Annotated in this window: 21 protein-coding genes; 11 read left to right on the forward strand and 10 right to left on the reverse strand. The window is 51.7% G+C overall.

What is annotated here, in order from left to right; translation table 11 throughout:
* Positions 1–29: 29 nt before the first annotated feature.
* A complete protein-coding gene (locus JC793_RS00490; protein WP_052927230.1) occupies positions 30–320 on the reverse strand; it encodes a hypothetical protein in 291 nt (96 codons plus the stop codon).
* A 91-nt stretch (positions 321–411) separates the two neighbouring features.
* Here JC793_RS00490 and JC793_RS00495 point away from each other — a divergent pair, with 91 nt between their 5' ends.
* The 7 genes from JC793_RS00495 (at position 412) to JC793_RS00525 (ending at position 9,948) form a co-directional block, all read left to right on the forward strand.
* The gene (locus JC793_RS00495; RefSeq protein ID WP_214095674.1) at positions 412–1,296 is read left to right on the forward strand and encodes a helix-turn-helix domain-containing protein; all 885 of its coding nucleotides are present in this window, start codon (positions 412–414) and stop codon (positions 1,294–1,296) included.
* A 101-nt stretch (positions 1,297–1,397) separates the two neighbouring features.
* Positions 1,398–3,113 (forward strand): ATP-binding cassette domain-containing protein, encoded by a 1,716-nt coding sequence (locus JC793_RS00500; RefSeq protein WP_218427128.1) that lies wholly within the window; start codon positions 1,398–1,400, stop codon positions 3,111–3,113.
* Complete coding sequence (locus tag JC793_RS00505; protein ID WP_218427130.1) at positions 3,103–4,806, forward strand: ATP-binding cassette domain-containing protein; 1,704 nt, start codon at positions 3,103–3,105, stop codon at positions 4,804–4,806. The genes JC793_RS00500 and JC793_RS00505 overlap by 11 nt, the downstream gene beginning before the upstream one ends.
* A gap of 46 nt (positions 4,807–4,852) precedes the next feature.
* Positions 4,853–7,015, forward strand: a complete 2,163-nt coding sequence (locus JC793_RS00510) for a TonB-dependent siderophore receptor (RefSeq protein WP_218427132.1) — start codon at positions 4,853–4,855, stop codon at positions 7,013–7,015.
* Complete coding sequence (locus tag JC793_RS00515; RefSeq protein WP_218427134.1) at positions 7,015–7,278, forward strand: hypothetical protein; 264 nt, start codon at positions 7,015–7,017, stop codon at positions 7,276–7,278. The genes JC793_RS00510 and JC793_RS00515 overlap by 1 nt, the downstream gene beginning before the upstream one ends.
* A complete protein-coding gene (locus tag JC793_RS00520) occupies positions 7,233–8,708 on the forward strand; it encodes a PepSY-associated TM helix domain-containing protein (RefSeq protein WP_218427136.1) in 1,476 nt (491 codons plus the stop codon). Before JC793_RS00515 ends, JC793_RS00520 begins: the two co-directional genes overlap by 46 nt.
* The gene (locus JC793_RS00525) at positions 8,701–9,948 is read left to right on the forward strand and encodes a RhtX/FptX family siderophore transporter (RefSeq protein WP_218427138.1); all 1,248 of its coding nucleotides are present in this window, start codon (positions 8,701–8,703) and stop codon (positions 9,946–9,948) included. Before JC793_RS00520 ends, JC793_RS00525 begins: the two co-directional genes overlap by 8 nt.
* Here JC793_RS00525 and yiiM read toward each other — a convergent pair.
* Both yiiM and sodA read right to left on the reverse strand, forming a co-directional pair.
* Positions 9,919–10,608 carry a 6-hydroxyaminopurine reductase gene (yiiM, locus tag JC793_RS00530; protein WP_218427140.1) on the reverse strand — a complete coding sequence of 230 codons (690 nt, stop codon included), beginning with the start codon at positions 10,606–10,608 and terminating at the stop codon, positions 9,919–9,921. The genes JC793_RS00525 and yiiM overlap by 30 nt on opposite strands.
* Positions 10,609–10,696: 88 nt before the next feature.
* Positions 10,697–11,317 carry a superoxide dismutase [Mn] gene (gene sodA, locus JC793_RS00535; protein ID WP_052927161.1) on the reverse strand — a complete coding sequence of 207 codons (621 nt, stop codon included), beginning with the start codon at positions 11,315–11,317 and terminating at the stop codon, positions 10,697–10,699.
* Positions 11,318–11,686: 369 nt separating this feature from the next.
* Here sodA and acs point away from each other — a divergent pair, with 369 nt between their 5' ends.
* From acs to JC793_RS00555, 4 genes are all read left to right on the forward strand, one after another.
* Complete coding sequence (gene acs / locus JC793_RS00540; protein WP_046895067.1) at positions 11,687–13,642, forward strand: acetate--CoA ligase; 1,956 nt, start codon at positions 11,687–11,689, stop codon at positions 13,640–13,642.
* Between the two features lie 73 nt (positions 13,643–13,715).
* Complete coding sequence (locus JC793_RS00545) at positions 13,716–14,027, forward strand: DUF485 domain-containing protein (protein WP_107680139.1); 312 nt, start codon at positions 13,716–13,718, stop codon at positions 14,025–14,027.
* Complete coding sequence (locus tag JC793_RS00550; protein ID WP_166706802.1) at positions 14,024–15,679, forward strand: cation acetate symporter; 1,656 nt, start codon at positions 14,024–14,026, stop codon at positions 15,677–15,679. Before JC793_RS00545 ends, JC793_RS00550 begins: the two co-directional genes overlap by 4 nt.
* Positions 15,680–15,801: 122 nt before the next feature.
* The gene (locus tag JC793_RS00555) at positions 15,802–16,380 is read left to right on the forward strand and encodes a hypothetical protein (RefSeq protein ID WP_046895064.1); all 579 of its coding nucleotides are present in this window, start codon (positions 15,802–15,804) and stop codon (positions 16,378–16,380) included.
* A gap of 39 nt (positions 16,381–16,419) precedes the next feature.
* Here the strand turns inward: JC793_RS00555 and JC793_RS00560 are convergent, their stop codons facing one another.
* From JC793_RS00560 to JC793_RS00590, 7 genes are all read right to left on the reverse strand, one after another.
* A complete protein-coding gene (locus tag JC793_RS00560) occupies positions 16,420–17,475 on the reverse strand; it encodes a fimbrial protein (RefSeq protein ID WP_218427142.1) in 1,056 nt (351 codons plus the stop codon).
* On the reverse strand, positions 17,475–19,898 hold the full coding sequence (locus tag JC793_RS00565) for a fimbria/pilus outer membrane usher protein (protein ID WP_247717295.1): 2,424 nt from the start codon (positions 19,896–19,898) through the stop codon (positions 17,475–17,477). Before JC793_RS00565 ends, JC793_RS00560 begins: the two co-directional genes overlap by 1 nt.
* A 96-nt stretch (positions 19,899–19,994) precedes the next feature.
* Complete coding sequence (locus tag JC793_RS00570; protein ID WP_218427146.1) at positions 19,995–20,681, reverse strand: fimbrial biogenesis chaperone; 687 nt, start codon at positions 20,679–20,681, stop codon at positions 19,995–19,997.
* Positions 20,682–20,742: 61 nt separating this feature from the next.
* Positions 20,743–21,309, reverse strand: coding sequence for a fimbrial protein (locus JC793_RS00575; protein ID WP_166706806.1), 567 nt, complete (start codon positions 21,307–21,309; stop codon positions 20,743–20,745).
* 656 nt (positions 21,310–21,965) lie between these two features.
* Complete coding sequence (locus tag JC793_RS00580) at positions 21,966–22,985, reverse strand: D-cysteine desulfhydrase (protein WP_218427148.1); 1,020 nt, start codon at positions 22,983–22,985, stop codon at positions 21,966–21,968.
* Between the two features lie 30 nt (positions 22,986–23,015).
* Positions 23,016–24,461, reverse strand: a complete 1,446-nt coding sequence (locus JC793_RS00585) for a Na+/H+ antiporter NhaC family protein (RefSeq protein ID WP_107680145.1) — start codon at positions 24,459–24,461, stop codon at positions 23,016–23,018.
* Between the two features lie 38 nt (positions 24,462–24,499).
* Complete coding sequence (locus JC793_RS00590) at positions 24,500–25,645, reverse strand: trans-sulfuration enzyme family protein (RefSeq protein WP_166706808.1); 1,146 nt, start codon at positions 25,643–25,645, stop codon at positions 24,500–24,502.
* Between the last annotated feature and the right edge of the window lie 139 nt (positions 25,646–25,784).

A 25,784-nucleotide genomic window follows, 5' to 3' on the forward strand; every position in this document is an offset into this window, starting at 1 on the left:
CTGCCGGAAGGGCTTTTTTATGGCGGATATTACCGGCCGAGGTCAAATTCATTAATTTTTGCCAGCATCTCCGGGTCATTGCGGTATTTTTCACGCAATACTTTCTGCTGCTCTTTAGCCGGAGGACAGGTTTCATCCAGTGCTTTTCTGATATCTTTTTTCTGATCTTCCGGCAGGGATACATCCCATTCACCAGAGAAATAAATGCAGTTTTCTGCATTATCCGTAAAGATTTCCATCTCATCCGCACTGTTCTGATCTGCCGCGGCGGCAGGCAGAGAAAGCGCTGCCAGGCTCAGCAGCATTATCAGGTGTTTCATCCGTGTCTCCTGTTTTAAATGATAATAATTGTCATTTGATGTTTTTTTTGCCAGTATAGCCCGGTATTTCACCAGACGACGGCCGGGCCTTATGACTGAAAACGCATCTTTATCCTGTATCCCGCCTCTGCATAAACAGGTGGCGGAATATCATTTCCGCGACAAAATTCTGCTGCGTCAGGGGATCATGTCTGTCAGCGATGATATTGCGCTGGAAGAACGTTATGACGCGGGGCTCAAACTGATCGTTGTTCACAGTGGCCGGGTTCACAGCGAAAGCACCGGCGGACAGCAGATTACGATCGATTCACCGGCAGTTTTTATTGCGGCGGGCAGTGATAATTACACATTACAGAATCGGTTTAAAGCCGGTGTACCCCTGCATTACACACTCTTACAACTCTCTCCTGACTGGCTTGAACAGCAGCAGATTCTGTTACCGGCAGTTTTCGGCAGCGGACAGGCGCTGTCGCTCCGCCATATCGCTCTCGGCGGCCGGATCGCTGCATGTGCGGGGCAATTGTTTGACAGTACGGTTCAGGATGCACTGAAACCGCTCTACTATGCCGGAAAAGCCGGTGAATTCGCGGCACTGTGCCTGCAACAGGTGATAGCCGCACCGGCCGCGGCACATAAACCGCTCAGCCGCCGGGAAATAAGCGGTCTGCAACGGGCAGAAGAGATTCTGCGTGATGAAATGGAAAACCCGCCGTGTCTGGAACAACTGGCGCTGCGTACCGGGCTGAACAGCCGCAAACTGACTCAGGGATTCAGGCAGAGGCATGGTCAGTCTGTTTACGGCTGGTTGCAGGAACTGCGCTTACAGACGGCCTGGCAGATGTTGACCACGCAGGGTGAGGCGATATCTGCCGTTGCGTATCATGTGGGTTACACTCCCGCCCATTTCTCGGTGGTTTTCCGCAAACGCTTCGGATTGGTGCCCGGGGATGTGCGCAAACGGCATTTTTGTAACTGAATGTCCGGCAAGCGAAAGAAATAGCCCCGCAAACGAAAGGGTTGCCGCTGGTGACATAACCGGCTGTCCGTTACTCTCCGCAGAGGACTGCGGAGAACATCATGTATCACGACTTACGGGCGTTGTTGCGCCCCTTTTATACCCTGCTGGCGACAGCACTTTTCTTTCAGACGATCGCCGGTATCGCCTCGTTATTACCCTGGCTGGCACTGTATCAGTGGGCGGATGCACAACCGGCCGGCCATAACGGCTGGCTGGCGGCTGCGGCGGCCGGTGGTGTTATCTGGCTGGCGGCTCAGACACTGGCGTTTCATCTTACCCACATCACCGATGCCCGTTTCAGTTACCGGCTGCGGCTGCAACTGGCGGAGAAAATGCGCAATCTGCCGCTGAACTGGTTTGTGCAGCAGGGGCGCAGCGGGGTGGATCAGTATGTGCAGCAGGATATCAGCGCACTGCATCAGCTGGTTGCGCATGCACCGGCCGATATTGTCCGGCTGATACTGGTTCCGCTCCCGGCGGTACTTTTACTGTTGCTGATTAATCCCCTGTTGCTGATCCTGTCACTGCTGCCGGTGTGCGGGGCATTTTACTGTTTCCGGCTGACCCGTTCCGGACGCTGCCGCGATATTTTTGCTCAGCGTGATAACGCATTGCGTGCATTATCCGGTGACTACCGGACTCTGGCCGAAAACCCGCTGATTGCGCAGCAATTTCCCGGCCGCGGCATTGTGCGCAAAACTGAATTATCGCTGTCACATTTCCTGTCTGTTTTTCATCAGTGGGTCATCAAAACCGGCCGTCCGGCGGCAATGGCACAGGTCCTGCTCAGTTCGGTTCTGCTGGCGGTCTGGCTGCTTCTCTGTGCGTTTGTGACCGGACAGACATTATCGGCGCCGGCTCTGATCCTGTTTATTCTCCTGCTGCGCAGTATTACTGAGCCGGTTGCGGCGATGGGGCACGGCGCCGATGCATTGCAGGCCGGCGCCCGTGCCGCCGCACGTATCAGTCAGTTGCTGCGGCAGCCGGAAATTACCTGTGGCAGCGGGCAGTATGATAATGCCGATCTGCTGCCGCGTTCAGTACCGCTGGAGGTACTGAATATCTCACTGCATGCCGGAGAAGGGCACACACAGACATCTGTACTGCGTGATGTCTCGTTTTCGCTGACGGCAGGGGAAAGTGTTGCGATTATCGGGCCGTCCGGTGCCGGTAAAAGCTCGCTGCTGAGGCTGATTGCACGTTTTATGCTGCCGGATACCGGCGATATTCTCCTTGCAGGCAGGCCGCTGTCTGCATGGTCACGCACCGGGCTGAACCAGCTGGTGACGATCGTGATGCAAAACAGTGAGCCGCTGCCCGGCACGCTGCGTGACAATCTGCTGCTGTTTAACCCGCAGGCTTCGCAATCACAGATACAGCATGCGGTCACTGCCGCCTGTTTTGATGAGGTGATTGCGGCACAGGCGAAAGGGATTGATGCACTGATCGGCACCGATGTTCAGCTTTCCGGCGGTGAAGCGCAACGGCTGGCCATTGCCCGCGCCCTGATTGCGCAAAGCCCGCTTCTGCTGGCGGACGAACCGACATCCGCACTGGACCCGGAGAACGCCGGTATGATTTTTGATGCGCTGCTCAGCAGCCCGGGAACCCGGCTGATTGTCACACATGACCTTATACTGGCAAGACGCGCGGATCGGATGCTGTTTATGGCTGACGGCACGATTGCCGCAACCGGCACACATGAGATGCTGATGGCGGAGTGCGCGGCATACCGGGAATTTGTCACGCAGCAGGAGAAACAATATGAAGCATGATCCGCTGAAAGCGCTGGTTTATTCCCTGAAAGGACCGGTATTGCTGATGGCCACCGGTGCGGTACTTGAAGGGATCTGCGGATTACTGCTGATCCCGGTGATCCTGACTCTGCCGTCTGATCCGCTCCCGGCGCTGCGGAATCTGGGGATCGCCTCCGTTATCACGCTGATCGTACAGTATATTGCCCTGCAACAGGGCTTTCTGGCCGGAACAACTGTGATGCGCCGCCTGACACTTGCATTGATCCGGCATATCCCGCGCCGTCTGTCACCGGATAACAGCGCCGGGGAATTACTGACGGGAGCACTTATCCCGGCGGCGGCGATTCCGGCGCATCTGCTTTCCCCGCTGATCAGTACCGTCATGATACCGCTGACGATTGTTACCGGTCTGCTGTTTTACTCCCCCGTGACGGCGCTCCTGTTTGCCGCAACCGCCGGTATACTGATTGCCGCACTCCGCCTCAGTGCGCAGCGGCTGAAACGGGATGAAACCGGGCTCCTCCGCGCCCGTGCTGGGGCTGCGCAGGCGCTGGGCGATTTTGCATTCCATCAGGCACTGTTGCGCAAAAGCGGTCAGATGAGCGGAGCGGTACAGCAATTACAGCAGACACTGTCGGCACAGCATGAATCCCAAATCAGGCTTCTGCGCCGCAGCCTGCCGTATCACCTGTTATCCGGGCTGCTGATCCAGCTGATTTTTATCGTGATTCTGATCGCAGGCGCATGGCAGGTTTCTCACGGCACAATCACACTGAACGGCTGGCTGGCGGTGATGGTGCTGATCGCCCGTTTTATCGAGCCGCTGAACCAGCTTTCCCATATTGATCAGGCGCTGCGTCAGGCGAAAGCTGCACTGAATGCGACAGAGCAGGAACTGAGGGGGGAAACCCGCTGTTCACCGGCACACAGCGGAAAACCGCAGTCAGCCGGGGTCTCGGCAGCGTCGCTGACATCACTGTCTGATGACGGAAAAACGTTGCTGCATGCGGTATCAGTGACCTGTCCGGAGAACAGTCTGACCGTCATTACCGGCCCGTCCGGTGCCGGAAAAACCACATTATTGCACCTGCTGGCGCGGACAGCTGATCCGCAGAGCGGAACGGTCCGCTACGGCGATCTGCCGGTAACGTCACTGTCTGAAACGGTACTGGCATCGTTCCGTCAGCTGGTGCCGCAATCTTCCCGGCTGCTGCGCGGCTCTCTGCGCTGGTCACTGTTACAGGGAGCTGCAACCCCGGACGATGCGGAATTGCTTGCGCAACTGCGGAAAACAGGTCTGCACCTTACCGCGGCACAACTGGATGACGATACCGGTGAACAGGGCGATCGCTTTTCCGGGGGCGAAAAGCAGCGGCTGTGTCTGGCCCAGGCGCTGTTAGCCGCACCGGCGATACTGCTGGCGGATGAACCGACCGCCAGTCTCGACGCGGTCAGCCGTGATAACGTCATCCGTCTGCTGGCTTCGTTTCCGGGGACACGGATTGTGGTGACGCACAGCCCGGCACTTGCCCGTGCGGCTGACAGGGTTATCGTGCTGGACAACGGTTATCTCTGTGCGCAGGGCACTCCGGCGGAAGTCGCACAGCAGTCTGACTGGTTCGCCGGTTTTTGTGCCGCCGGACAGAAGACCGCTGAAATTGATCGGCAATCGACAGAAATTGTCCGGCAATCGAAACCGCAGATTATCTGAAACGGATAAAATGATAACGATTATCATTTCATAAGCCGGAACAGACATGACGCGCCTGACAATAACACATACACAGCAAACACCCGGTTTACCGGCCCGTTTCACACTCAGCAAACACACACTGATGTGCGCACTGCTGTTCTCAGCACTGCCGTCAGCGGCAGAGACAACTGCGCCGGACACCGGTGATGTCATTGTGGTCACTGATCGCCCGGCTGCCGCCGGGGATGACTATATCGCGCCCGGTGTTACCACGCTGGGGAAAATGGCACTGAAGCCGCGTGAAATCGCACAGTCGGTCAGTGTTATTGACCGGACGCAGATTGAACAGCAGAACCTGAATACGCTTGATGATGTGATGAGCAGGGCGACCGGCGTCACCAGTGCGCCGTTTGTTCTGCTGACCACGGCGTATTATACCCGGGGTTTTAAAGTCGATTCTTTTGAGCTTGATGGCGTGCCCGCTCTGCTCGGTAATATGGCCTCGTCGCCGCAGGATATGGCGGTGTATGAAAGGGTAGAAATTCTTCGCGGCTCTAATGGCCTGCTGCATGGTATGGGTAATCCGGCTGCGACCGTGAATATGGTACGCAAACATGCTCCGCACCGGGATCAGGCGAATATCACGCTGACGGCGGGCAGCTGGAACCGCTACCGCGCAGAGGCGGATGCCGGGGGGCTGCTCAATGAATCGGGCAGCGTGCGTGGCCGGGTCGTGGTGGCATGGGAAGATCGTGATTTTTTCTACGATGTGTCTGACCAGCAGACACGGCTGATCTATGCCACCGTGGATGCGGATCTCACACCGGACACGCTGTTACGTACCGGCCTGCAATATCAGACCATTGATTCTGTCACTAACATGGCCGGTGTCCCGATGGCGGCCGACGGCAGTGATCTGCATCTGCCGCGTGATACGTATCTGGATGTCAGCTGGGATAAATTCAAATGGGATACCACCCGTGCCTTTGCGCAACTGGAACATCAGATTAATGATGACTGGCAGTTTAATACTCATCTTGATTATCAGCATGTAAAAGCCCGCCTGCTGTATGCCGGGGCATGGGGAAATATTGACCCGCTGACCGGGGATGGCGCGATGCTGACAGGTGGCGCGTATAAATTCCGTAACCACCAGCTGAGCCTGGACAGTAATGTGACCGGCAAACTGACCGCCGGCGGCTTACAGCATGATCTGATAGCCGGTATCAGCTATGCCGGTGCGCAGGAAGAGCAGCTCACTGCTGCTTTTGATACACCGCTCAATGTGCCGGTCAATGTCTACCGCTGGGACCCGCACAGTGTACCGGTGCCGGGTATAGGCGCGTATTCATCGCCGGGAACCACAAAAACGATCCGCAAAGGCCTGTACACCATGGGACGGATTAAGGTTGCGGAGCCGCTGACAGTGGTGGCCGGTGCCAGAGCGGACTGGTGGCAGGTACGCAAGCCGGATGCGAAATTTACCGAAGACGGGAAAATCACACCTTACGGCGGCCTGATCTGGGACTTTGCGCCGGAATGGTCATGGTACGGCAGTTTTTCCACGGTGTACCAGCCGCAGACCGGTAAAACCTACAGCGGTAACATGCTGAAACCGGTTGAGGGACAGACACTGGAAAGCGGCGTGAAAGGCTCGCTGCTCAACGGCGGACTGAATGTCTCTGCTGCGGTTTACCGGATTGATATGAAAAATAACCCGCAGGCTGACCCTGAGCACCCGGGCGGTGCCTTTGATACCAACTATATCAGCGGCGGAAAAGTGGTCAGTCAGGGCTTTGAACTGGAAGGAACCGGCTATATCACTCCGTTCTGGGATATCACGGCCGGGTATACCTATACCGACACCCGTTATAAAGAAGACACACAGAATCAGGGCGAAACCTTTAACAGCCTGACACCACGGCATATGGTCCGGGTCTGGACACAGTACCAGTTACCGTGGGATGAACGGAAATGGAGTGTCGGCGGTGGTGTTCAGGCACAAAGTGAGTTCAGTAATTCCAACGGCCGGGTCACTCTGCGCCAGGGCGGATATGCGGTGGTTAATACCCGGCTGGGCTATCAGATAGATGATAACTGGTCCGCAGCAGTCAATATTAATAACCTGTTTGACCGCCGTTATTACGCCGGATTATTCACCCCGCAGTGGAATAACCGCTATGGCGAGCCGCGTAATATTATGCTGACACTGAAGGCGGATTTCTGATGAAGTCTGCCGGGTTACGGCGGTGGATGATGCTGGTGGCGGTCACCGGCTGTGTAGCCGGTGCGGTAACACTGTCTGCGGTGATCACCGTTTTTTATCCCGGCAGTGATGCACTTAACCGTCTCTATGCCGGGGTTTTTATCCCGTTCTTTATTCTGTGCGCCATTCTGTGTTATGCCCTGACATCCCCCGGACCGGGGGCGGTATTTCTGCGGGCATGGATCTGGTGGCCGCCGCTTTTGCTGCTGCCGGGAGTCTGCTGATGCGTCCGGGACTGAAGGCATCGTTCGCACAACTGCACAGAAGTGCGGGGTCTGTATTTGGTGTGGTGCTGTTTATCATCTTATTCAGCGGTACCTGGAGCCTCGGCGGTGACAGCCTGCGTTTGTGGTGGCAGCATCTGCCCGCCGGTGAACCGCTGCCGCTGTCTGTTCTGACAGAGCAGGGGATGGCACAGCTGAGCGGGGAGAACGGGGTTCACATCGTACTGCCTTCAGACCGCTATCCGGTGATCAGTGTCTGCCGCCATCCGGGGGATTGCCCGGTGCTGCTCAGTGCCGTCACCGGTCAGCCGGTAAGTGCTGCCGCACCGACAGATATCCCGGTGACACTCCACAAAAATCTGTTTCTAGGCTTCCCCGGCCGGATGCTGGTCAGCCTGACCGGCGTTGTGCTGACGGTTTTACTGATCACCGGGCTGGTTATTCATCACCGGAAAATCCGGCTGTTACTGCGTCTCAGATGGCGGCAGGGAATACGGCGCTTTGCTTTTGATCTGCATAACCTGACCGGCCTGTGGTGTTATCCGTGGCTGGTGCTGTTCGCGCTGACCGGTGCGCTGTCCGGACTCGGGGCATTCGGGACAATGATGCTGGCCGATCGCGTCAGTCCGCAGGCACCGCAGCAGATTATGCAGCAGCTGATGGGATCATTCCGTGAGCCGGACGCAGCAGGAGAACCGGTATTTTCATCGGTTACTGAACTGCTTGCGCAGTTACCGGCCCGCTATCCCGGCTTTATTCCGCAGATGGTGTCTCTGCAAAACCCCGGACGTGATGACCGGGTGGTGACTATCAGCGGCGTCCGTGAAGGGCAGCCGGGATCGGCGTATTTTGAACAGCTGCGCTGGCAGGGAACGCCGCTGCGTCTGACCGGCATCCGCGATTCTGCGGAACAGGGTATCTGGATCCGTGCCTTTATTGCAGTCCAGCCGCTGCATTACGGACAATATACCTGGCTTGCCGGTGCTGCGCCGTGGCTCAGTGCGCTGCATTTTCTGGCCGGATTCGCTGCCTGTCTTCTGACACTGAGCGGCCTGTCGCTGCGGGCACTGAATGCCCCTGACAGTCTCTCATCCCGTTTAACCATCGGCCTGTGCGGCGGCCCGGTACTTGCCTGTACCGTACTGCTGCTCAGTGCGTGGTTCTCCCCGTTATCAGCCCCTGCGGTATTTCCTGCGGTATGGCTGATAACGGTTTTTTTCACCCTTTTTTATCCGTCGCTCAGCTGCGCACTGCTGCTGATCTGTCTGTTCTGTGCCGCCGGATTCGTGTTTGCGGCGCTGGCTCATCTGTTTTCCTGCGCCGGTGCGCAGTGGTATACCGATGCCGCGCTGCTGCTGACTGCGGCGGGGTGTCTGTTATGTGCTGTTGTGTTATGGCGGAAAAACGCTGCCGGAGTGAATTATGCATGAACTGATTAAACATCGCCGCCTGGTGATAACCCTGGGCTTTCTGTATCTGGCACAGGGTATTCCGATGGGTATCGCTATGGATGCGCTGCCCGCGATATTACGCCGTGCCGGAACTGACCTTGCGGCTCTGGCTTTTATTCCTCTGGTCGGGCTGCCGTGGGTGGTCAAATTTTTATGGGCACCGTTTGTGGATAATCACTGGTCTGTTTCTTTGGGCCGGCGGCGCAGCTGGATTATTCCGATGCAGGTGATTGTCACTCTTTGTCTGCTGGCACTCAGCCTGACCGGTATCACGGCTGACAATGCCGGTCTGTGTGTTGCCCTGCTCGCGGTGGCTTCTCTGGCCAGTGCCACCCAGGATATCGCCACTGACGGTATGGCGGCGGAACATGCGGGAGGCAGTCTGCTGGCAAATATCAACGCAGTTCAGATAGCCGGTGTGATGGGCGGTTTTTTCCTCGGCGGCGCCGGTATGATGATGCTCACCGGTGTGCTGGGTCAGCAGGGCGCATTACTGATTTTTACGGCGGTACCGGCATTCAGCCTGATCCTGATCAGCCGTTTCCGGCAGCCGCCGCGTTATCACGCGGACGTCCGGCCTGATGAGGCACAGGCCAGTCTGCTGAAAACTGTCCGCCGTTCCGGAGCTGTCCGTCTGCTGACGCTGACGCTGTTATCGGCAGTGACGGCGGTTTCCGGTTTCGGGCTGGCAAAATTATTTCTCACCGATGCGGGCTGGGCGCTGGAAGATGTCGGTAAAGCGGGCATGGCTGGCGGGATGGTCACGCTGGTGCTCGGTTGCGGCGGCGGTGCCTGGCTTATCGGAAAAATAGGGGTATGGCGGGCTTTTTCGGCGGGTCTTCTGTGCGCGCTGATTTCGTCGCTGCTCTGGTTTGCACAGTCTCAGGGCAGTGTCAGTGTCATTATGGTGGCCGTGTGTATTCTGTTCGGCTCACTCTCTTCCGGGATAACATCTGTGGCAATTATGACGGCCGGGATGCGTTTCGCCTCACAGGCGAAGCAGGCCGGAACGGATATGACAGCGGTGCAAAGTATGCGGGATATCGGTGAAATGGCCTGCGCAATGATGCTGGTCAGCCTGACGGCAGCGATTGGCTATACCGGCGGATTCGTACTGGCGGCAGTGATTGCGTTGGCGGCTCTGCTGTTCACTGTCGCCAATGTCCGTTATCAGCGGCGGGTTCAGTTGTCAGCCGAACGGTCCGGCGAAACCGAATAACCGGCGGTTGAAATCTTCAATCTTTCCGCTGGTCAGGCGGCGCTGCATGGTCAGCGTCCAGCTGGCGGATAAGCCGGGGGCATGCAGCAGACGGCGGTATTCTGTCTCATCAAACGGCAGATGAAACGCAATTGCCACGGCTTCTCTGACAGATACCGCGCTGGTTCGCGTCAGCAGTTTCAGGGGATGCAGTCCGCTGACTTCGCCTTTGCCTGTCACGCGGTACAGCCAGCCGGTACGCCCGCTGTCCTGCATTACCTGCGCAAAATCGGACACATCAGTCAGCGGATTGAGCTTATAACAGGGTGAGCGCGGCTGGGTGATCTGGATAACCGCCCCGCCCCACTGATAAATATCGCCGATAAAAACGGTGTCTTCCGTCATACCGAGAGTGGAAATATTTTCCCCGAAAAACGGCGCGACAAAGCGATCCTCAATCTCCGGATACATCATTTTCCAGTAATCGTAGTGTTCGCGGGGATAGTGACATAACGCGCGGTCAGGGCCGCCGTGAAAGGCTTTTTCCGCCTGCTCATCACCGGCGAGTCCGGAGGCACCCAGCTGAAGGACACCCTCAGTCTGACGCTTCTCAATTGCGCTGCGTCCGCAGCGGGCTGTATCCCTGACGGGACCGGTGAAAACTAAAGGTGTGTATGCCATGCCGCCTCCGTATTGAGTGAGACAGACATCATAATCGAAAGCGGGGAAGAAGAATATGTGCGGACAATGCCCGCACATATTTCAGAACTTATTTGGCAGAAGCGAAACGCGCTGCTGCTTCATCCCAGTTGACTACAGACCAGAATGCTTTGATGTAATCCGGACGGCGGTTCTGGAATTTCAGGTAGTAGGCGTGCTCCCACACATCCAGACCGATGATCGGATAACCGGAAGTACCGGAAATCGCTTCACCCATCAGCGGGCTGTCCTGGTTAGCGGTGGAAACGACAGCCAGTTTGCCGTCTTTCAGCACCAGCCATGCCCAGCCGGAACCGAAACGGGTTGCCGCTGCTTTTTCAAACTCTGCCTGAAATGCATCAACACTGCCGAAATCGCGTTCGATAGCGGCTTTCAGGTCACCCTGTAATGTGGTGCCGGTTTTCAGGCCTTTCCAGAACATGCTGTGGTTGGAATGACCACCCGCGTTGTTGCGGATAAAGGTACGTTTGTCCGCCGGGAATTTATCGAGCTGTGCGATCAGGTCGTCGATATCAAGGTTTGCCATCTCAGGGAAGGCTTCCAGCGCGGTGTTGGTGTTATTCACATACGTCTGATGATGTTTGGTATGGTGAATTTCCATTGTCATTTTATCGAAATGCGGTTCTAACGCATCATAAGCGTACGGTAATGCAGGTAATACATAGCTCATAATTATAACTCCAGTAATTGACCGAACCGCTCACACCGTGTGTGAACAGGCTAAACATTATAATGAAACAGATGATAATGAAAATGATTATCAGATCTGTGCGATCTGTGCGGATTCTTTTTATTTGTTATTTTACTGTCTTATTTTAGTTAAATATTTTAGCTAACGCTCCCCGCATAATGTCATACACTGATTTTTATCTCAATGATGATGTTTTATGTCGTTGGTGCTTTTCGCATCAAATGATAACGCTGTGAATCTCCCCTTTTTCAATCCGTGATCTTTAGCGCAAAAAAGAAACAAAGGCGAAACGGCAACTTTATTTAACGTGATTTTGACATAGCATTAACAATTGAAAGGAGATGCATCATGACAAAAATAACGAAATATCCTGTACCCGAAGCAATTGCAAAAAATGCGCTAATCAATCATCAGCAGTATTTGGACGAGTATCAGCGGTCTGTTCAGGATCCTGACGGCTACTGGCGTGAGAAAGGACAGATTGTCGACTGGATAAAACCCTATACGAGGGTGAAGAACACCTCCTTCGACCCCGGCCATGTCAGCATAAAATGGTTTGAGGACGGCACACTGAATCTCAGTGCCAACTGTCTCGACCGGCATCTGGCAGAGCGTGGTGACAAACCGGCGGTGATCTGGGAGGGCGACAGCCCGGATGAGTCCCGTACTCTCACCTATCGTGAACTGCATCATGATGTCTGTCAGTTTGCCAATGTCCTGAAACAGCAGGGGATACGCAAAGGTGATGTGGTCGCCATTTATATGCCGATGATCCCGGAGGCGATGGTTGCCATGCTGGCCTGCGCCCGTATCGGTGCGGTGCATTCGGTGATTTTTGCCGGGTTCTCACCGGAGGCGGTGTCCGGCCGTGTGATTGATTCCGGCGCAAAAATGGTGATCACCGCAGATGAAGGTCTGCGCGCCGGACGCACTATCCCGCTGAAGAAAAACGTGGATGACGGCCTGAAAAATCCGGGCGTGACCACGGTCAGCAGTGTGATCGTCTTCCGCCGTACCGGCAATCCGGTGGAGTGGCAGGAAGGGCGTGATATCTGGTGGCACGATGCTGTCAGCGGTGTCAGTGCTGACTGTCCGCCGGAAGAAATGAATGCGGAAGATCCGCTGTTTATCCTCTATACCTCCGGCTCGACCGGTAAACCGAAAGGGGTACTTCATACCACCGGCGGTTATCTGGTCTACGCCACGCTGACATTCAAATATATCTTTGATTATCATGGCGATGAAGTGTTCTGGTGTACCGCGGATGTCGGCTGGGTGACCGGGCACACCTACCTGGTTTACGGCCCGCTGTCCAATGGCGCTGTCACACTGATGTTTGAAGGTGTGCCTAACCATCCGAAGGTCAACCGGATGTGTCAGATTGTCGATAAGCATCAGGTCAATATCCTCTATACCGCACCAACGGCTATCCGCGCCCTGATGGCGGAAGGGCTGAATGCGATTGAAGGCACGTCCCGCAAATCCCTGCGCATTATGGGATCGGTCGGCGAACCGATTAACCCGGAAGCCTGGGAGTGGTATTACAAAACCATCGGTGACAGCCGCTGCCCGATTGTCGACACCTGGTGGCAGACTGAAACCGGTGCCTGCATGATAGGTGCAATGCCGGGAGCGATTGAGCTGAAACCGGGCTCCGCGACCGTGCCGTTCTTTGGGGTTCAGCCTGCGCTGGTGGATAACCAGGGCGACATTCTGGACGGTGAAACAGAGGGGAATCTGGTGATCCTGGATTCCTGGCCGGGCCAGGCACGTACCCTGTTCGGTGATCATGAACGCTTTGAACAGACGTATTTTTCCGCCTTTAAAGGCATGTACTTTGCCGGGGATGGTACCCGCCGTGATGAAGACGGCTATTACTGGATCACCGGCCGGGTGGATGATGTGCTGAATATCTCCGGACACCGTCTCGGCACTGCCGAAGTGGAATCCGCGCTGGTTTCACACCCGAAAATCGCCGAAGCGGCGGTGGTCGGGATCCCGCACAGCATCAAAGGGCAGGCTATTTATGCCTATGTCACACTCAATCACGGCGAAGAGCCGACACCGGAGCTGTATGCGGAGGTGAGGAACTGGGTCCGTAAAGAAATCGGCCCGATTGCCACCCCGGATATTCTGCACTGGACCGACTCTCTGCCGAAAACGCGATCCGGTAAAATTATGCGCCGTATCCTCCGTAAAATCGCCACCGGTGATACCGGTAATCTGGGTGATGTATCAACACTGGCCGACCCGGGTGTCGTCGAAAAACTGCTCGAAGAAAAGCAGGCCATCAAAATGAACTAGCACGCTAACCTCAGTCAGTGCCGGGTTATGCGGCACTGACACTCCGGATAACAAAAACAGAGGAGTATCCTCAATGAGCGCATCCATTTATCAACAGGTGGAGAATGACCCTCGCTTTCAGGAACTGGTCAGAAAACGCAGTCGGTTCTCATGGACACTGTCCGCTATTACGCTGGTGCTGTATGTCAGCTTTATTATTCTGATTGCCTTTGACCCGCAATGGCTGGGCACACCACTCGGTGAAGGTCTGACGATCACCCGCGGAATACCTGTCGGGGTCGGACTGATTGTCAGTGCTTTTGTCCTGACCGGTATTTATACCATCCGGGCAAACGGGGAATTTGACCGCCTGACTGCTGAAATTATCCGCGGGGTGAAACAATGAAAACGCGCCTTTCTGCTCTTCTGCTATCCCTGCTGTTTCCGCTGTTCAGTCACGCTGATGCCATCAGCGGGCCGGTGGAGCGCCAGCCGGTAAACTATCAGGCCATTATTATGTTCCTGATCTTTGTCGGCCTGACACTGTATATCACCTATTGGGCGGCAAAACGGACACGTTCCCGGGCGGAATATTATACCGCAGGGGGGAAAATTACCGGGTTTCAGAACGGGCTGGCGATCGCCGGTGACTTTATGTCCGCCGCATCATTCCTCGGGATCTCCGCACTGGTCTACACGTCCGGGTATGATGGCCTGATTTACTCCATCGGTTTTCTGATCGGCTGGCCGGTGATCCTGTTTCTGATTGCGGAACGTCTGCGTAATCTCGGCCGCTATACCTTTGCGGATGTGGTCTCTTACCGCCTGAAAGCACGTCCGATCCGTGTGCTCTCCGCCAGTGGTTCGCTGGTGGTGGTGGCGTTATATCTGATCGCGCAGATGGTGGGTGCCGGTAAACTGATTGAGCTGTTATTCGGGCTGAATTATATCGTGGCGGTTGTGCTGGTCGGTATTCTGATGGTGTTTTATGTCCTGTTCGGCGGCATGCTGGCAACGACCTGGGTGCAGATTATCAAAGCGGTTCTGTTACTTGCCGGAGCCAGTTTTATGGCGCTGATGGTGATGAAAGCCGTGGATTTTAACTTTAACACCCTGTTTAAAGACGCGGTTGCGGTACATAAAAACGGGTTGGCGATTATGAGCCCGGGCGGTCTGGTGTCAGATCCGGTTTCTGCATTATCCCTGGGACTGGCGCTGATGTTTGGTACTGCCGGGCTGCCGCATATTATCATGCGCTTCTTTACGGTCAGTGATGCCAAAGAAGCCCGTAAAAGTGTATTTTATGCCACCGGATTTATTGGTTACTTCTATATTCTGACCTTTATCATCGGTTTCGGTGCCATTTTGCTGGTCAGTCCGAATCCGGTATTTAAGGATGCGGCGGGAGCTCTGATCGGCGGTACTAACATGGCGGCGGTACACCTGGCGGATGCTGTCGGCGGAAATCTCTTCCTCGGCTTTATCTCTGCGGTAGCGTTCGCGACAATTCTGGCGGTTGTGGCCGGGCTGACCCTGGCAGGTGCATCCGCAGTTTCTCATGATCTGTATGCCTGTGTTATCAAAGACGGCAAAGCCAATGAGCGGGATGAATTAAAAGTCTCCAAAATCACTGTCATCATCCTCGGGATTGTCGCCATCGGGCTGGGTGTTCTGTTTGAAAAACAAAATATTGCCTTTATGGTGGGGCTGGCCTTCTCTATTGCGGCGAGCTGTAACTTCCCGATCATCCTGCTTTCCATGTACTGGAAACGGCTGACCACACGCGGCGCACTGGCAGGAGGCTGGCTGGGATTGGTAACAGCAGTCGTACTGATGATCCTGGGTCCGACAATCTGGGTGGGTATCCTCGGGCATGAAAAAGCAATTTATCCGTATGAATATCCGGCACTTTTCTCAATGTTTGCTGCCTTTATCGCAGCCTGGCTGGTGTCTGTGACGGATAACTCCGCACAGGGTCAGGAAGAACGCAGCCGCTTTGAGGCGCAGTTTATCCGCTCTCAGATCGGCCTGGGAATTGAGCAGGGCAAATCTCACTGACAGAGGTGACAGCGCGGTTTCCGGCCCGGGGACCGCGCTTTTCTTTTTCTCCGCCACTTGTTTTATCAGGTTGTTAATGGTTTACTGCAACCCGCTTGTTTATGTTACTTAAAAGTTAATTTATGCGTCTGTTTTCTTCTGTTTTACTGATTGTGCTGATTGCTCTGGCACCGGCGGTTTTAGCCGGCGGGCCGGGGGCGGAGTACAATGTGAAAATTACGGTGATGGGCATATTACTGCTGCTGGCGAATGTGTATCTCTGTCGTTATACAGCAGGAAAAATCGTGGTTGGTTTGCTGACGATTTTGTGGGGGCTGAATTTATCTGCCTCGGCTTTTTTCCGCCGTGAGGCGGGAGCCGAATATCTGACGAACCTTCCTGATCTGCTTCATCAGGGATACTCCCTGTCCGCCGGTGAATTCCTGACCGAAAACAGTGGTATTGTGCTGTTTTTTATTGTGGTTTCCGGGGCCTATTTCGCGGTGGTTCATCTGCTGAGCAGCGCATTGCCGCGCCGTGCGATCCGTAATGCCGGTATCTCTCTGTTATTACTGTCGTTTATTCTTCCGGTTGAATATTACGCGATGGAAAAAGATAAAACCCCGGGACTGACGGTGTATGATCATTACCTGCTGGGAACACCGCTCTACAATCTTGCCGCCGTGCCGATGGCATGGCGGGGCTGCACCGGTATCAGCTGAATACCGGCCGCCGCCCGGATAATCCGGACGGCGCTGATATCAGTCAAACTGTAAAATAAACTGAGTATTTGCTTCCAGTTTGCCGGGGCTGACCGAATCACTATAGCGGTAATATTCGGCAACCAGCGGAACACGTGTTTTTCCATCCTGTAATTCCGCAATTTTAACAAATTCATGATTAACCAGTACGGCATCATCATTCATCGGTGATGTGACAACAAAACCAACCCCGGATGCATTATTATTGCCGTTGTTATCAGGAACAATAACAGACTCTTTTCCGTTATAACTTTCGGTTTTAGCCGCCATTAATTTCATCCGGGCAGACAGCCCGCCATTACATGAAATAAGTAAATTATCTTCAGCTTTATAATTACCGTCCGGAAATCCTTTTGATGAAAACGCGTTCAGCGGCGCCCGGGGTAAATTAAATTCCAGATTAGCGTTGTCCAGCGAACATGATGCCGGTGCACTTTCAATTTTACCTTTTAACCTGTAGCTATAGCCTACCGCTGTTGTGCCGCCGCCGGGATTGTAGGCCTGAATTAAAACAGTACCGATATATGCCCCGCCGGTTAAAGAAAGCGTATCCGGGTTATCTTTTGCGGCATAAATAATGACCGTTAAATCAAGCGGCAGGAGCGGACCCGACGGAACCGGAATATTACTTCCCGGCTGATTCTGAAAATGCATACCGGTCCGGTTATCGATCAGAACATAAACAAAATTCCGATCGCCGCCCGGATAAATATGATATGCAGGATAGCCGTCAATATCACCGTAATACTTGGCGACAATACCACTGCCTTCACTGTAGCTGGTATAGCCGTGAATACCGGCATCCGATCCGCAGTTCGCCACGCCGCCGATACCGCCTTCACGGACAAATGTGAAGCGGCCGACTTCCTGGTTCTGCTTTATATTGCCGGTAAGGCGCAGATTAATGGTTGAGGTCATGGTGGAATGGTTCTGATTTCCGCCTCTGAGACAGTCCTGTAACGCATAAGCGTGGCCCGCTGTACCTAATCCGCCCGCGGCAATTAACAGAGATAAAATCAGATGTTTGGTTCTTTTTATCAGGTGACAGTATTTCATCAAATCTCCCGCTGACAGTTCAGCTCTGTAATATATATTCCGTTCTTTGGTAACGTGCCGGTAATGTCATATCTGACAACACATTGCTGCATATTTCCGTCCTGCTTCCACGTTACGCGGATATCACCTTTTTCTTTATCCGCAATAAAATAGAGTGTATTAAAATTAGATACCCAATATTCAGCATCACCGGGCATCGTCGCTTTGGCACCTAACGGAATTTCTTTATTATCCGGGGTTTTTAGTGTGATCAGCAGCTTATAGCCTTTTTTCACATTGAAATCTGCCAGAATCAGCGCACCTTTTGTCGGAACAATATCGTTAATAATATTGTTTTCTATCCCGGTATCGTCCGGAATTGTCTGTGTATCAATCACAATATTGTTTTTACGGTACGGCGTCATACCTGAAACAACTGCAAGGCCCGAATTATTGGTCTGAGCAGACTGGCCGTTAATGATACCGATACCGGCAGTATCTTTGGTCAGAATCAGTGCATTGGTATTCTGCAACGCAGGGGCGGCAAGTACGCCGTATTGCGTTGCCAGTAACGAACCATTCATGCCATAGCTGAGGTTTTTATTATTTTTACTGTATGAGTAACCGGCATTAACCGTCGCATATTGTGAGCGGTAGGCGCTGCTCAGGCCGCCGGAATTACCTGTGCCTTTGTTACCCTGACTCTGATAAATATCCCAGCTGCCTTGCTGGTTTTTACCGTAATTTCCGCTGAGTCCGGCCGTCTGTAATGTCTGATGATCACCATCGGAGGAAATATTATAATTTGCCCATATGGCGTTATCTTTGATATTAAGCGGAACGCTGAGATTCATACTCACATTATACGTATTGCTCTTGCCGTTCTCCGTTCTTGCACCCTGATAATAGTTATAATAAATACCGTAGTTCATTTTATTAAATGAGCTGTTAAACCCGGTATTATAGGATTTTTGTTTCTTTCCGGATGTATACTCATAAATAACGGCAGACAGATTGAGAGATGAATTACCGGAAAAAACAGGCTGATTCAGCGATAAGGTATACTCATTTTTAAGTTTACTGCGATCGTTCCGGTTTTCATCATATGACATCGCATCTTCAAAACGATAAAACTTAGTATCAAAGTGACGGTAACCGACCAGAGAGACGCTGGTATTTGTTGCTTCTATTCTCTTTGCGTAGTTAACGCGGAATGCATTACCGGCAGAGGTTTTATCATTATTAAGTGTTGCTTTTGCATGCAGGACATCCGCGGTGATGGCACCAAAAGCACCCAAATTGAATGCAGCGCCGATACCGCCGGACTGATAACCCCCGGCCACAAATGCGCCGCCAAATACGGTGACAAAGTCAGTCAGACCATAAAATATTTCAGCCTGATTAATTTTTTTTCCGTTACCCTTGTTGTTGCTGTCGTAGGTTCCGCCGGAAATGCTGTATCGTACATTTCCTTTCTTTTCCAGAGTGGAAATCGAGGAGAAAGGGACGATAAAATTTTTCTCGCTGCCGTCAGTTTCTTTCACATTAACATAAAGATTTCCGCCATTATTCATCGGGTAATATTCGGTCAGATTAAACGGCCCGGCCGGGACGCTTTGTCTCAGGATAATTTCGCCATTCTGGACAACCGTCACGACAGCTTCGGAATTGGCGATTCCGGAGATAGACGGGACATAGTTTGTTTTGCTGACCGGGTCCATTGATCTGTCCGTGGTCAGACGGACACCACGAAATTTAACAGAATCAAATAACTGTGATGACGAATATAAATTACCGGCGGTAAACTCACTTTTCAGGGCGTTTATGTTTCTTGATAAGGTATTACTGATATTTTTCCATTTGTTTTTATTGTTATCATCGTTCATCCAGGTGGAGTAATTCTGATAACGCCAGGCACCTAAATTTATTCTGGTCTGAATGTTTCCGTAATAGCTGTCTTTTGAGTCACCATTATGCTGACGATTCACAGCCGAAAATAAATAGTTAACAAACAGAGCAGGAATGCCGTTATCCCAGGTTTCCTGCGCTAATGCTTCCAGCTTATCTTTATTGATATATGACTGTGGTGTCGTCAGTGCATAGACCTTTGTATTAAGATCGAGATAGCCATGCGTATATTCAATGCCATTGATATTAAGGCAGCCATCGGTATCATCGTTATCTGATAACGGGAAATCCAGTCCTGCATTTTTCCATTCTTCCCGTGATAAGCAAGGGATGAGTTTTTCATCTCCGGCTTTATTTTTTTTCAGAACAAAATCAATTTCTTTTACAGCAACCTTATTGTTGTTAATGATCAGGGTGACTTTGTATTTTCCCGGTGCGTTATCATTGTCTTTAAAAACATCAATATCTTCATTGGTCAGCTGTGAGTCAGTGCCGGGAATATTAAATAAACTGGCCGGATAATAATCATCTGCCATAGCAGAGAGGGATGACCCTGCCAGAAGGAGAGACATCACAGATAATGACATAAAATTATTTTTATTATGATATTTATTCATCATTATTATCACGTGTTATTTTGCGGAATAATTTAATTCAACGGCTTTGCCGTAATCATTGATGTATGTCATTTTTATATTTGCAGGTAATTTAATTGCCTGCGGAACAGTTAGTGTTTCTGTCGATTTCGGTGACAGATATCCGGAAGGTAATTTTACTTCCTGATTATTTACGGTTATCTTTGAAATATTCACATAATAGGGTGCAGGATTATTAACCGTAAGGCGATTACCGGACACAGACCACGCTAACGTGTTCATGCCGGTTTCGATGTCCCGGTTGTTATCCAGAACAGACGGGCGATAAATAATCTTTATTCTGTTCGTCATCGAATAGCGCAGGACGTTTTCCCGGCCTTCTTCACCCGGTGCCACAAACTTAACATTCAGCCAGTAAAGTGACTCTCGGTCAGCGGGTAATGAGGCCATTTTTGTGACCTGTAATGTGTTCTTTTTTTCAGCCCGTAATTTGACGAGTGGTGGTGTTGAAACAAAGTCAGAGCTTACATTTCCGGCTTTATCTTCAACCCAGGATTGCAGCAGATAGTTTCTGCCTTTGTCCGTATTAAATGCAACAACGCCCTCACTGTTATTTTTTTCATGATAAATAACGCGGGTTGTTTCTAAACCAAAGCCGGCATAGCTTGTTGATACCAGAAGCAGTAATGCACTGGCAGCGATAATATTTGTTTTAGTGAACATAATTAAGCCTTATTTATTTTTATATGAGGGCGCGCAGAATATTTCATCTGCGCATAAATAATTAATTATATGAAAGCGTGTAATTCAGTGTTGCATCAGCCTGGCCTGCTTCAACGTTGTCAGCGGTGCTGTAATATTTTGCGACGTAATCAGCATGCCATTCGGCACTGGAGGAGACTTCATATTCTTTGGTAACAGAACCATTAATGACAATATCAGTATCCATATCATTGCGGTCATAGAGAACAATACCGATATTCTTAGCGGTATTTGGTGATGCCGGGTTATCCAGTTCCAGAATCGCGTCATGGCCATCTTTTGGCTTTCCGTGAAGCTGTAATGTCACTTTTCCTTTTTCCGGGCAATCCAGTAATGAAATACTTAAGGAACCATGTCCGTCTTCGCCGCCAACTTCATCACCGGTTTTAGTAAAGGCACTTGTCGGATAACGACCCATTAAAACATCGGCATTAGGGGAATTGGTGTCATTCAGGACAATCGAACACGTGGCGTTATAAATAAAACCTTTGAATGAAATTGTACCTGTTTGCTCTGCGGCTGAAGCGTTCATTACTGTACCTGCAAGTAATACAGAAATTAACGTTTTACCAATTAAAGACTTTTTCATCTTAAACCTTACTCAAATAAATGTTTGTTATTACGTAATATGAAATGAATAACGTGAAATCTTATTGTCTTACCTGAAACAATAATTAATAAAGGCAGAAAACATCCGGTTAATGATTGCTGTATTTCTCATTTTCCGGAGTTTAATTTTATTTTTCTGCTGTTTATTATTTGTTTAGTTTATGGATATATGAGTTCTTCTCATTCACTCATGGATTGAGTATATCGGAATGATTTGTTCAGAATACCCACCGGGGTATCGTTATGTAATGGTGTGTTTCAAATTATTTTTCCGGAGTTATTGATTTTAATATTTTGATTTTTATATATATTTTTGTTGTGTTTGTATTTTCCTGTTTATACTATTCTATACATCACAAAAGAGTAACCAGAATAAGTCATTAAATATCAATGCATTAAAGAATAATAAATGAAAGGAAAACGTGAAGAGCATGCAGTATTTACTTACATCTGAAAGGCGTATTTTTTTGAAACTAAAATAATGTGGTGATTTTTTTGCAGGTTTAAATAATGATTTACATCAAAGATTGATAAATAATATGTTATGAAAGCCGAGAGTATTATCAGTCAGGCGGGAAATAACAGATACCGTAATACGATTTATTACCGGTATCTGTTTTGTATGCGGAGATTAATTTATATTGCAGCGCTCACTGCCGGATAGGCAAACAATCCGACGGCACCGCCGGTGTGTATAAACAACAGCGGCGAGGTATCCTGCGGATGCCGGCGAACCTGGTCAATCAGTCCGGCCATCGCTTTACCGGTGTAAACCGGGTCCAGCAAAATGCCTTCGTGACGTGCCAGCAGCTCAATGGCTTCCAGCCCGCCGGCATTCGGCATACCGTATTCCGGTGCAAAATAACTGTCCCATAGTGCGACGGGTGCCGGGGTTTCAATACCAAACAGCGGCGCCAGCTCATTTTGCAGTTTCACGACTTTCGGTGCCTGGTCGGCATAAGTCCGCGATACCGTGACACCAATAACCGGCGTCTGCGGCATAACCAGCTGCAATCCGGCAGAAAGCCCGGCGTGTGTTCCTGCACTGCCGGAGGCCACCACCACAGCACCGAATTCCGTGCCTTCCGGTGTCTGCTCTGCGATTTCCAGGGCGCACTGTACATAGCCGAGTGAACCAAGCATATTGGAGCCGCCGACCGGGACGATATAGGCATCGCTGAGCTGCATATGGTTGATCAGCGCCTGCATCTGCGCATCAGGATCGGTCAGTGCATCACACATCACGCAGTGAGCACCGAATAAATCGGTCAGCAGTTTGTTGCCGTTATTCAGGAAATCCGCGTCCTGACTGCCGATAGGATTTTCCAGCAGTGCCACACATTTCAGACCGTACATCGCTGCGACAGCCGCAGTCTGGCGGACATGGTTAGACTGAACAGCACCGGCGGTGACAATAAACTGTGCGCCTTTTTCCAGGGCATCCGCCATCAGGAATTCCAGCTTACGCAGTTTGTTGCCGCCCGCCGCCAGCGGCGTCAGATCATCGCGTTTGATGTAAATCTCCCGTCCCAGCAGACGGGAGAGATTGTTCAGTTTATTCAGCGGTGTCACACCGCTGAGCAGATTAAGCCTGCTGAACTGCGCTAATGTCTGTTGCAGCCGGGTTGCCCCGGCGGTATTTACAGAAGAAGACATATCATTTCCTTATTGAATTCACGGTCATACTCAGTAGGTGAATCCTAACCAGAGGTAGACGGCCAGCGCAAAACTCGCGGTTAAGACCGCATACGGCATCTGGGTACGGATATGTTCAATATGGTCGCAGTCTGTCGCCATCGATGCAACAATCGCATCGCTGGAGATAGGGGATGTCATATCACCAAAGATAGACCCGGCGATAGCCGCACCAATCATATATTCCGGCGGCATACCAACGGACAGACCCAGCTGTACACCAATCGGGATCATGATAGCGAATGTTCCCCAGGAGGTACCTGTCGCCAGTGACATCACGGCACTGATCAGGAAGATAAAGCCGACAGAGAATCCCGGTGCAATAACTCCGGATGTCACCTGGGCAATATAAGCACCGGTGTTGAGATCAGAAGAGACTGAGCCCATCAGGAAAGCGAGGATCATCACCGAACTGATTTTGATCATACTGGCGTAGCCGATATAGAGCTCTTTAAAGAAGGTATCGACATTCATGACTCGGCGTACCAGGAACCAGACAAATGACACCATCGTACCGAACATCACACCCCAGTAAACCGAGGTGGAGCCGCTGCCTTTACTGAATTCGCCGTCCCCGGTGATATACAGCGCCACCGGCACCATCAGAATGGTGGAGAGGATAGGGATAAAGAAGTTCAGTGAAGTATGGCAGTTCGGATGATTGATAATATCGTTATCATCTTCCGGTTCGTCATGGGTTTCTTCCGGTGTGCCGGTAATAACATCCGCTGAGCTGATAAGTGCCTGTGCACGCATTTCTGCTTTGCGCATCGGTCCCCAGGAGACATTACTGAAGATATAGAACAGGATACTGGCGAGCGAGAACCAGGCCATGATGTTGTAAACCATGGAATGTGCCAGGATATCAAACGGTTCACCGGTAATCAGTCCCTGAGAGATCTGCACACCGATAACGCCCATCATTGCCGCACCCCAGCCGTTGATCATGGCGGAAGAACAGACAGACACACAGGCGGTCTGGATGATGTAAGACATTTTCTCCGGCGGTACGCCGTATTTTTTCGCCAGCGCTTTGGTGGAGGCACCGGAAACCAGCTGGTTAATCGAGCTTTCGATAAAAATCAGGGAAGTGATAATCACCGCCAGCAACTGTACACCTTTGCGGCCTTTGATGATCTGTGTTTTGTTGGTCAGCAGGCGGACCAGTGCCCGTACACCGCCGGTCACCACGACCAGCCGCATAATCCCGCCAATCATCAGCATAAAGATGATGGTTTTGGCGTTGCCTGAGGATTTGAAGACATCAATAATCCCTTCCAGGGTCGCACGGACACCCAGTAAGAGGTTGTGATCATTAATAACAGTAAAGCCGACAAGTATCCCGATCAGCAGTGATAAAATCACCTGACGGGTACAGATAGCCAGAATAATTGTGACGACCGGGGTAATGACCGTCCAGATACCATAGTCCTGCATACGCTTTCTCTTTTATTATTGTGGTCAGGGATGCTGTGTCAGGCCAGAGCCTGCTGTAAATCAGCCAGTAAATCACCGATATCTTCGATACCGACAGACAAACGCAGTGTGCTGTCAAAGACGCCGATAGACTCGCGCTCTTCGCGGCTCATGGAGCCGTGGGACATGGTTGCTGAGTGATTCACCATGCTTTCCACACCGCCCAGCGATTCCGCGAGCACAAAATAGCGCAGTTTTTTCACAAAGGCTTCGGTTTCGGTCAGACCGCCTTTCAGCTGAATAGTGACCACGGCACCGCCGGTGCGCATCTGTTTTTTGCATAACTCATAGTGCGGATGATCTTTCAGACCGGGATAAAACACCTTTTCAATTTTGGCATGACCGGACAGGAATTCCGCCACGGCCTGCGCGTTGCTGCACTGTGCCGCCATCCGCAATGCCAGGGTTTTCAGGCCGCGCAGGGCGAGGTAGGCATCAAACGGTGAGGCAATCGCACCAGTGGTGGTTTTCAGGAAATTCAGTCTTTCCGCGAGGTCGTCACGGTTGGTTATCACCGCGCCGCCGATTAAATCAGAGTGACCGCCGATATATTTGCTGGAGGAAACCATGATCAGATCCGCACCCATCGTCAGGGGTTTCTGGTTCCAGGGTGTCGCAAAGGTGTTATCGATGCAGGTTACGATGTTGTGTTCTTTGGCCAGCCCGCAGACGGCCTCAATATCAACCAGTTCCAGTAACGGGTTGGTCGGGCTTTCTATCCAGATCATGCGGGTATTATCTTTGATTTTGCTGCGTACAGCTGCTAAATCATTGAGATCAACATAGTCAAACTCATGGCCGCAGTTTTCTTTTGCCACGCGTTCAAACAGACGGAAAGTGCCGCCGTACACGCCTTTCATCGCAATAATATGAGAGCCCTGCGGGAAAATATTCAGCACCAGTGCCGCGGCGGCCACACCGGAAGCTGTTGCGGTGGCGTAAGTGCCTTCCTCAACATCGGCAAGCAGTGTTTCATAGGCGTGGCGGGTCGGATTACTGACACGGGAATAGGCGTATTCACCGTGTTCGCTCAGACTGGTCTGCACAAACGTACTGGCGGTGGTGATCGCCGGAAAAATGGCATGGTTGACTTTATCCTGCTGCTGTCCGCCGTGGATCAGCACAGTGGCAATTTTCTTACTCATAGTTGGTGTCCTGTAAAATATGCGATGAATATTTAATGGTTATTGTAATGGCCGGATAGTGGCACAGGTAGTCAGAAAAAATTTTCTAAAAAAATTACGCAGCCGCAGACGGCAGAGAATAAATTTCTCTGTTATAAAA

Source organism: Morganella morganii, assembly GCF_019242955.1.
In the GTDB taxonomy this organism is placed as follows: domain Bacteria; phylum Pseudomonadota; class Gammaproteobacteria; order Enterobacterales; family Enterobacteriaceae; genus Morganella; species Morganella sibonii.